The sequence below is a fragment of the Segeticoccus rhizosphaerae genome, assembly GCF_009192725.1.
GTDB classification, from domain to species: domain Bacteria; phylum Actinomycetota; class Actinomycetes; order Actinomycetales; family Dermatophilaceae; genus Segeticoccus; species Segeticoccus rhizosphaerae.
The window spans coordinates 1-1,998 of record NZ_VOHR01000487.1 but is presented as its reverse complement, the minus strand read 5'-3'; the positions used below and the strand labels follow the sequence as shown (position 1 = coordinate 1,998).

Sequence of the window (1,998 nt, the reverse complement as noted above, 5' to 3'; positions counted from 1 at the left end):
CCACGCGACCGGCCGCGCACACCGCGACGACCCGGCGCTGCCCGGCACCGGTGGACCGGCAGGCAACGCCCAGCTCACCGCCTGGATCGGGCTCGTCCTCCTCGTCGCGTTCCTCGCAGAACTCGTCACCCTGCTCGACGTCACCGCCCTGATCAGCTGGCACATCGCGATCGGAGTCCTGCTCGTCCCACCGGCCCTGGTCAAGACCGCGACCACCGGCTGGCGGATCCTGCGCTACTACACCGGCAACCGCCCCTACCTGCAGGCCGGCCCGCCGCCGCTGCTGCTGCGACTGCTCGGCCCACTCGTCGTGGTGACCACGCTCGCCCTGCTCGGCACCGGCCTGGCCCTCATCCCCCTCGGACCCGACTCGACGCGCGCGTCACTCCTCGCGTTCGCCGGCGTGCGCGTCACCCCGCTCACCCTCCACCAGGCCGCCTTCATCGCCTGGGCTGTCGCCACCGGGCTGCACGTCATCGCGCGGGTAGTGCCAGCCGCCCGCCTCGCCCTCGCACCGCCCGGTCAGAGCCGGGTCGCAGGAGTGACCAGCCGGACGCTGACCCTGCTCGGCACCGTGCTCATCGGGGCGGTCGCCGCCCTTCTGGTCCTGGCGCTGGCCCACAGCTGGACCGTCAGGTGACCCGGTCGGGCAGGTCGGGTCGAGACGGCTCAGCCGCCCTCCTCGTCGAGGCGGTAACCCATGCCGCGCAACGTTTGGATCGCGTGCCGGTCGTAGGGCACGTCGATCTTCTGGCGCAGGTAGCGGATGTAGACCTCGACGATGTTGGGGTCACCGTCGAACGCAGGGTCCCAGACGCCGGACAGGATCTCCGCCTTGGTCACCACGTCGCCGCGGTGGTGCATCAGGAACTCGAGCAGGCCGAACTCCCGTGGTGTCAGGACGATCTCCTGCTCGCCGCGGTGCGCCCGTCTCCGGTTGGGGTCCAGGGCCAGGTCACCAGCTCGGAGCACGACGGGACGCTCCGGCGCACCGCGCCGGATCAGCGCTCGGATCCGGGCCACGAGCACGATGAAGCTGAACGGTTTGGTGAGGTAGTCGTCGGCGCCGAGCTCGAACGCGTCGGTCTGGTCGTACTCACCGTCCTTGGCCGTGAGCATCAGCACCGGCGTCCACACCTTCTGCTCACGCAGCTTCCGCAGCACCGCGTAGCCGTTGAGCTGGGGCAGCATGATGTCGAGCACGATGACGTCGAAGGCGTTCTCGGTCGCCATCCAGAGCCCGTCGACCCCGTTGTGGGCGACGTCGACGGCGAAGCCCTGACCGGACAGGCCACGCCGCACGGTCTCGGCCAGGTTCGGCTCGTCCTCGACCAGCAGCACGCGCACGGCCCACGCCCTTCCCGACTCGTCACCACGCCCGGGCTCGCCCGGGTCGCTCCCCAGTATCGACGCCGCGGACTGAGACGGCGCTGAGCCGTGCCGCAGCAGCCCCGGCTCGGAGGCGGGCAGCGACGGTGCTCAGCACCGGCACAGCAAGCGCCGCGAAGACTGGCCCTCGTGCACCGGATGCGGCGTGCCGACCTGCTGGCAGCGGATCCCCGCTGGACCCGGCCGGCGCTGGTGACCCTGCTGGTCACCACGGCCGTCGCCTACTCCTACCGGCTGTCGGCCAGCGGCTGGGCCAACGAGTACTACGCGGCCGCCGTGCAGGCCGGCAGCGTCAGCTGGAAGGCGTTCTTCTACGGCGCCTCCGACGCCCCCGGCTCCATCACGGTCGACAAGCCCCCGCTGGCCCTGTGGGCGATGGGTCTGTCGGCCAGAGCCTTCGGCCTGAGCGCGTGGAGCCTGCTGCTGCCTCAGGTCGCAATGGGCGTGGCCACCGTGGGAGTGCTCTTCGCAGCTGTGCGCCGGCGGGCAGGGGCCGGGGCCGGCCTGCTCGCCGGCGCGGTCGTCGCGACCACGCCGGTGGCGGTGCTGATGTTCCGGTTCGACAACCCGGACGCCCTGCTCACGCTGAGGTGTCCTCGCACGACGTCG

General features: G+C 71.6%; 3 protein-coding genes. 2 read left to right on the top strand and 1 reads right to left on the bottom strand.

What is annotated here, in order from left to right:
* On the top strand, positions 1-640 hold a 640-nt coding region (locus FRW57_RS23615), incomplete at its 5' end, for a hypothetical protein (RefSeq protein ID WP_162529450.1).
* A gap of 29 nt (positions 641-669) precedes the next feature.
* On the opposite strand, the gene FRW57_RS20935 is transcribed toward FRW57_RS23615, so the two are convergent.
* The gene (locus FRW57_RS20935; RefSeq protein WP_152186973.1) at positions 670-1,347 is read right to left on the bottom strand and encodes a response regulator transcription factor; all 678 of its coding nucleotides are present in this window, start codon (positions 1,345-1,347) and stop codon (positions 670-672) included.
* 180 nt (positions 1,348-1,527) lie between these two features.
* Here FRW57_RS20935 and FRW57_RS20930 point away from each other — a divergent pair.
* The coding region (locus FRW57_RS20930; RefSeq protein ID WP_162529451.1) for a glycosyltransferase family 39 protein at positions 1,528-1,998 on the top strand (471 nt) is incomplete at its 3' end.